Origin of the sequence: Streptomyces sp. NPDC057638 (assembly GCF_042800315.1) — a bacterium.
Lineage (GTDB): Bacteria > Actinomycetota > Actinomycetes > Streptomycetales > Streptomycetaceae > Streptomyces.
Genome location: NZ_JBHVHF010000383.1, coordinates 1 through 6,406, shown reverse-complemented (window position 1 = coordinate 6,406; position 6,406 = coordinate 1). Strand labels below are relative to the sequence as shown.

Below are 6,406 nucleotides of genomic sequence, written 5' to 3'. Positions count from 1 at the left end.
TCCTTCGAGTTCCGCATCAACGGCGAGGACCCCGGCCGCAACTTCCTGCCCGCCCCCGGCACCGTCACCCGGTTCACCCCGCCCACCGGCCCCGGCGTCCGCCTCGACGCCGGCGTCGAATCCGGCAGCGTCATCGGCCCCGCCTGGGACTCCCTCCTCGCCAAACTCGTCATCACCGGCGCCACCCGCGCCCAGGCCCTCCAGCGCGCCGCCCGCGCCCTGGAGGAGTTCACCGTCGACGGCATGGCCACCGCCATCCCCTTCCACCGCGCCGTGGTCACCGACCCGGCCTTCGCGCCCGAACTCACCGGCTCCACCGACCCCTTCACGGTCCACACCCGCTGGATCGAGACCGAGTTCGTCAACGAGATCCCCGCCTTCGCCACGGCCACCGAGGCGGAGACCGAGGACGAGCCCGGCCGCGAGACCGTCGTCGTCGAGGTCGGCGGCAAGCGGCTTGAGGTCTCCCTGCCCACCTCCCTCGGCATGACGCTGGCCCGCACCGGCCTGGCGGCCGGGGCCAAGCCGAAGCGCCGCAAGGCGAAGAAGGCCGGTGCCGCGGCCTCCGGCGACACCCTCGCCTCACCCATGCAGGGCACGATCGTGAAGATCGCCGTCGAGGAGGGCCAGGAGGTCCAGGAGGGCGACCTCGTCGTCGTCCTGGAGGCCATGAAGATGGAACAGCCCCTCAACGCCCACCGCGCGGGCACCATCAAGGGCCTGTCCGCCACGGTCGGCGCGTCCGTCTCGTCCGGTGCCGCGATCTGCGAGATCAAGGACTGATCCGCTCGACACCGCGCACGGCCCCGGCCCCACGGCCGGGGCTTCGCGTTCCCCGGCCGCCCCCGGAGCCCGGCCGCCCGGGGCCCGCCCAGCGCACGCCCGGCGCACTCCGCCCACGACGGCCCGCGACGACTCCACACCCGACCCCGTGCCCGACCGCGCCCCAACCCCCGCGGTTCCCCCGCGAACCGCACGGGACGGAAGCCCGGTCACAGGGGTCAGAATGGGGCGCGAGGGCGGGTGTCAGGGCCCGGCCTCCCGATCCCGGGGCGTCCCGGTCCACGCTGGAGTCCCGGTCCACGCTGGACGAGAAGGGCGACCGGAGGTCGGCGCGGGGACCCGAGGGAGGACGGCGGGATGACGACCAGAACGGTGGAGGGCACGGCACGCCCGATGCGGGCCGACGCCCGCCGCAACCATGAACGGCTGCTCACCGAGGCCCGCGCGGTCTTCGCCCAACAGGGCACCGCCGCCTCGCTGGAGGAGATCGCCCGCCGCTCGGGCGTCGGCATCGGCACGCTCTACCGCCACTTCCCCAATCGCCACGCGATGATGAACGCGGTCTTCCAGGAGGCGAAGTCCGCCCTCCTCGACCACTCCCGCGCCCTGGCGCACGCGGAGCGCCCCTGTGTGGCGCTCATCGAGTGGCTGCGCGCCCTCATCACTCACGCGAGTGAGTACCGGGGGCTGTCACGGGAGCTGATGTCGGCGTCCGGTGACGCGAGTTCGGCGCTGTCCCAGTGCTGTGTCCCGCTGTACGAGGCGGGCGAGCGGCTGCTGGCACGCGCTCGGGAGGTCGGTGCCGTACGGCACGACGTGTCCATCGGGGATCTGATGCGGCTGACGAACGCCATCGCTCTGGCGGCCGAGGAGACCCCCGACGACCCCGGGCTGCCGGACCGGCTGCTCGATCTCACCCTGTGCGGGCTGCGACCGGCACCCGCGTGACGCCCGCCGCTACCGGCCCGCCACCGCGAACCGCCCGTACACACCCCTCCGTACGCGGGAGCCGGGGCACAGGGAAGGCGCGGCGTTCGACCCCGGGGGCCGGACCCCGCGCCCAGCGGTACCTCATGTCGTGGCGCGGGTCAGCGGCGGCGCAGATCCGCCACCCGGGCCCCTCTGTCCGCCGCCCCGGGTTCCAGACCACCGGCGGCCGGGCCGAGGCGCTGGGGGCCCGCGCCGCCACGGGTGCGCCGCTGCCCCGGGAGGGGCACGTCACGGCGGGGCGGACGGCTGGGAGCGGATTCACCGGCGTCGGTCTGGGCGCCCGCGACCGCGATCTGGACCCCCTGGTCGGCGAGGGCCTGGAGTTCGGTCCCGGCCCGCTCGTCCTGAGCGGGGGGCTCGTCCGTGACGAGACGGGTGATCACATCCGTCGGCACGGTCTGGAACATGGTGTCGGCGCCGAGTTTGGTGTGGTCCGCGAGGACCACCACCTCCGCCGCCGCCTGCACCAGCGCCCGGTCCACGCTGGCGGAGAGCATGTTGGAGGTGGACAGACCGCGTTCGGCGGTGAGTCCACTGCCGGAGAGGAAGGCGCGGGTGACCCGCAGCCCCTGGAGCGACTGCTCGGCCCCGCTGCCCACCAGGGCGTAGTTGGAGCCGCGCAGGGTGCCCCCGGTCATGACGACCTCCACCCGGTTGGCGTGGGCGAGCGCCTGGGCGACCAGCAGGGAGTTGGTGACGACGGTCAGACCGGGCACGCGGGCGAGGCGGCGGGCCAGCTCCTGCGTGGTCGTACCGGCGCCGACGACGATCGCCTCGCCCTCGCCGACGAAGCTCGCGGCGAGGTCGGCGATGGCCGTCTTCTCGGCGGTGGCGGACAGGGACTTCTGCGGAAAGCCGGACTCCCGGGTGAACCCGCCCGGCAGTACCGCACCGCCGTGCCGGCGGTCGAGGAGTCCTTCGGCCTCCAGCGCCCGCACATCACGCCGTACGGTCACTTCGGAGGTCTGGACGACACGGGCGAGCTCCCGGAGCGACACGGCTCCGTTGGCGCGCACCATTTCTAGGATCAGTTGGCGACGTTCTGCAGCGAACACGAAACTGACAGTAACGTGAGCGACCGATACTTTTCAGCAGTATGCGCCGAATACCAAGTAATGCGCTCAGACAGGGGTGCCAAGTGGTATAGGCACGGGCATAGTTGATCGCCCCGTCCCGGCGCCCATCCCAGCCGCCGTCAGCCGCCCGCCGCGGGCCGGGCCCCGGCGCCTTCCGGCCCCCGGCCACCCGTACGGCGCGGGTCAGCCAGGGCCCCCGGACGTCCGGCTCAGCCCTCGCCCGTCCCCTTGCGGGGCTGGAGCTGGCGGGCGACCTCCGCGATCGACCCGGACAGGGAGGGGTAGACGGTGAAGGCGTTGGCGATCTGCTCGACCGTCAGGTTGTTGTCCACGGCGATGGAGATCGGGTGGATCAGCTCGCTGGCGCGCGGGGCGACGACACAGCCGCCGACCACGATGCCGGTACCCGGACGGGCGAAGATCTTCACGAAGCCGTCCCGGATGCCCTGCATCTTGGCGCGGGGGTTACGCAGCAGCGGCAGCTTGACGACCCGGGCGTCGATCCGGCCCGCGTCGACATCGGCCTGGGTGTAGCCGACGGTGGCGATCTCGGGGTCGGTGAAGACATTGGACGAGACCGTCTTCAGATCGAGCGGCGTCACCGCGTCACCCAGGAAGTGGTACATCGCGATCCGGCCCTGCATGGCGGCGACCGAGGCCAGCGCGAAGACCCCGGTGACATCACCGGCCGCGTAGACGCCGGGGGCGCTGGTGCGCGAGACCCGGTCGGTCCAGATGTGACCGGACTCCTTGAGCTTGACGCCCGCCTCCTCCAGGCCCATGCCCGCGGAGTTCGGGATGGCGCCGACGGCCATCAGACAGTGGGTGCCGGAGATGACCCGGCCGTCGGAGAGGGTGACCTCGACCCGGTCGCCGACCCGCTTGGCCGACTCGGCGCGGGAGCGGGCCATGACGTTCATGCCCCGGCGGCGGAAGACGTCCTCCAGCACGGCGGCGGCGTCCGGGTCCTCGCCCGGCAGCACCCGGTCCCGGGAGGAGACGAGGGTGACCCGGGAGCCCAGCGCCTGATAGGCCCCGGCGAACTCGGCGCCGGTGACACCGGAGCCGACCACGATCAGTTCCTCGGGCAGCATGTCCAGGTCGTAGACCTGGGTCCAGTTGAGGATGCGCTCGCCGTCGGGCTGGGCGTCGGGGATCTCCCGGGGGTGACCGCCCGTGGCGATCAGCACGGCGTCGGCGGTGAGACGCTCCTCCGAGCCGTCGGCCGCGGTGACCACGACCGTACGGGAGCCGTCCATGGCCTGCTGGCCCTCCAGACGGCCCCGGCCGCGCAGCACCCGGGCGCCCGCGCGGGTGACGGAGGCGGTGATGTCATGGGACTGGGCGAGGGCGAGCCGCTTCACCCGGCGGTTGACCTTGCCGAGGTCGACCCCGACCACCCGGGCCGACTGCTCCATCGGCGGGGTGTCGTCCGCGACGATGATGCCGAGCTCCTCGTAGGAGGAGTCGAACGTGGTCATCACCTCGGCCGTGGCGATGAGGGTCTTCGAGGGGACGCAGTCCGTCAGGACGGACGCGCCGCCGAGGCCGTCACAGTCGACGACGGTCACCTCCGCGCCGAGTTGGGCGCCCACCAGGGCCGCCTCGTATCCGCCGGGTCCGCCGCCGATGATCACGATCCGGGTCACTGGGGTTACGCCTCGCGCTCTCGTTGTGCCGGGTGGTGCCGCTGGGCAGGAGTACGTACCCCATTGTCCCGCACGCTTCAACTCGCTCGCTCCCGGGTCCCTCCAACGGAGGCCCCTGATCCGCTCGCGCACACCAGTAAGCCAGGCCGACGGGCCCGTGTGAACCCCCCTGCGCCACCACCCCCCATCCCGCGGACCCCCTCCTTCCTGCGGAAAGGGCGGCCACCCGCGCCCCTCCCGTACCCTCGATCCCATGTCGCTCTACGCCGCGTACGCCGGCAACCTCGACGCGCGGCTGATGTCCCGCCGCGCCCCGCACTCCCCGCTGCGCGGCACGGGCTGGCTCAACGGCTGGCGGCTCACCTTCGGCGGCGAACAGATGAGCTGGGAGGGAGCGCTGGCCACCATCGTGGAGGCCCCCCGCTCCCAGGTCTTCGTCGCGCTGTACGACATCGCCCCGATGGACGAGGACTCGATGGACCGCTGGGAAGGTGTCGGTCTCGACATCTACCGCCGGATGCGGGTCCGGGTGCACACCCTGGACGGCGAGGAACCCGCCTGGGTGTACGTCCTCAACGGGTACGAGGGCGGGCTGCCCTCCGCGCGCTATCTCGGCGAGATCGCCGACGCCGCCGAGTCGGCGGGCGCGCCGCACGACTACGTGATGGAGCTGCGCAAGCGCCCCTGCTGAGGCGGAGGGGGGTCGGCGGGACCCGCCGGGCCCCCGTTCCCGTATCCCCCGCGCGTCTGCCGCGTAGCGCCCGAATCCCCGCGGTCTCTCGCGCGCCTCTCACGCCCGCACTCCCGCGCGTCCGTTCTCCCGCGTTCTCCCGCGTTCTCCCGCGCGTCTCGCGGGTCGCGCGCACGTCCGCCCCGGGCCTGGCGCGCGTCTCCCCCGTGCCCCGTTCCGGGCCTCGCGCCCGGCTCTCCCGGCTCCTTGATCTCTTTCGTCGGAAACGACAAGACAACGATCCGACCACCGTGCTCAGCGCATCTACGCGCGTAGGGAATCAGCGGCTACCCTCATTCGCGTGAACGCATCTGTGAATCCGGACCTCAACGGCGTGAACGCCAGTCCTTACGAGGCGGCCGACGCCGCCGCCGCCCGTCTGCGCGAGCTGACCGGCGTCGAGAGCCATGACGTGGCCCTGGTGATGGGCTCCGGCTGGGCGCCCGCCGTCGACGCGCTCGGGGCCCCCGAGGCCGAGTTCCCGGTCACCGAGCTGCCCGGCTTCCCCGCGCCCGCCGTCCAGGGCCACGGCGGCCGCGTCCGCTCGTACCTCATCGGCGAGCGCCGCGTGCTGGTCTTCCTCGGCCGCACCCACTACTACGAGGGCCGGGGCGTCGCGCCCGTCGCCCACGGAGTGCGCACCGCGGCCGCCGCGGGCTGCAAGACCATCGTGCTGACCAACGGCTGCGGCGGCCTGCGCGAGGGCATGCGCCCCGGCCAGCCGGTGCTGATCAGCGACCACATCAACCTCACCGCGACCTCCCCGATCGTCGGGGCGAACTTCGTGGACCTGACCGACCTGTACTCGCCCCGGCTGCGGGCGCTGTGCAAGGAGATCGACCCCACCCTCGAAGAGGGCGTCTACACCCAGCTCACGGGCCCCCACTACGAGACGCCCGCCGAGATCAACATGCTGCGTGTCCTCGGCACCGACCTGGTGGGCATGTCCACGGTCCTGGAGGCCATCGCCGCCCGCGAGGCGGGCGCGGAGGTCCTCGGCATCTCCCTCGTCACCAACCTGGCGGCGGGCATGTCCGGCGAGCCCCTCAACCACGAGGAGGTCCTCCAGGCGGGCCGCGACTCGGCCGCGCGGATGGGTGACCTCCTGATCCGCGTGCTCTCGCGCATCTAAGAAGGACCTGGACACCTGACCCGATGGCCCCGGACCACCACCGGGG

At 72.8% G+C, this 6,406-nt stretch carries 6 protein-coding genes; 4 read left to right on the top strand and 2 right to left on the bottom strand.

The features are described 5' to 3' along the window. Positions 1–783: biotin/lipoyl-containing protein (locus ACFVIM_RS31430; RefSeq protein WP_384308641.1), on the top strand; the 783-nt coding region annotated here is incomplete at its 5' end. Between the two features lie 357 nt (positions 784–1,140). Then, positions 1,141–1,731, top strand: a complete 591-nt coding sequence (locus ACFVIM_RS31425; RefSeq protein ID WP_384308638.1) for a TetR/AcrR family transcriptional regulator — start codon at positions 1,141–1,143, stop codon at positions 1,729–1,731. A gap of 140 nt (positions 1,732–1,871) precedes the next feature. Here the strand turns inward: ACFVIM_RS31425 and ACFVIM_RS31420 are convergent, their stop codons facing one another. After that, positions 1,872–2,792: a DeoR/GlpR family DNA-binding transcription regulator gene (locus ACFVIM_RS31420; protein WP_384308643.1), complete on the bottom strand. Its 921-nt coding sequence runs from the start codon at positions 2,790–2,792 to the stop codon at positions 1,872–1,874. A gap of 266 nt (positions 2,793–3,058) precedes the next feature. Continuing rightward, entirely contained in the window at positions 3,059–4,498 is a 1,440-nt protein-coding gene (locus ACFVIM_RS31415; protein ID WP_384308635.1) for an NAD(P)H-quinone dehydrogenase, read from the bottom strand. A 253-nt stretch (positions 4,499–4,751) separates the two neighbouring features. Here ACFVIM_RS31415 and ACFVIM_RS31410 point away from each other — a divergent pair, with 253 nt between their 5' ends. Together ACFVIM_RS31410 and ACFVIM_RS31405 are read left to right on the top strand one after the other, a co-directional pair. After that, a complete protein-coding gene (locus ACFVIM_RS31410; RefSeq protein WP_384308633.1) occupies positions 4,752–5,189 on the top strand; it encodes a gamma-glutamylcyclotransferase in 438 nt (145 codons plus the stop codon). 340 nt (positions 5,190–5,529) lie between these two features. Continuing rightward, positions 5,530–6,360 (top strand): purine-nucleoside phosphorylase, encoded by an 831-nt coding sequence (locus ACFVIM_RS31405; RefSeq protein ID WP_384308630.1) that lies wholly within the window; start codon positions 5,530–5,532, stop codon positions 6,358–6,360. Positions 6,361–6,406 lie beyond the last annotated feature (46 nt).

What these genes read in the sequence shown, in the direction of transcription:
- ACFVIM_RS31425 (WP_384308638.1), top strand. Translation starts at nt 1,141, where the DNA reads ATGACGACCAGAACGGTGGAGGGCACGGCACGCCCGATGCGGGCCGAC.
- ACFVIM_RS31420 (WP_384308643.1), bottom strand. Translation starts at nt 2,792, where the DNA reads ATGGTGCGCGCCAACGGAGCCGTGTCGCTCCGGGAGCTCGCCCGTGTC.
- ACFVIM_RS31410 (WP_384308633.1), top strand. Translation starts at nt 4,752, where the DNA reads ATGTCGCTCTACGCCGCGTACGCCGGCAACCTCGACGCGCGGCTGATG.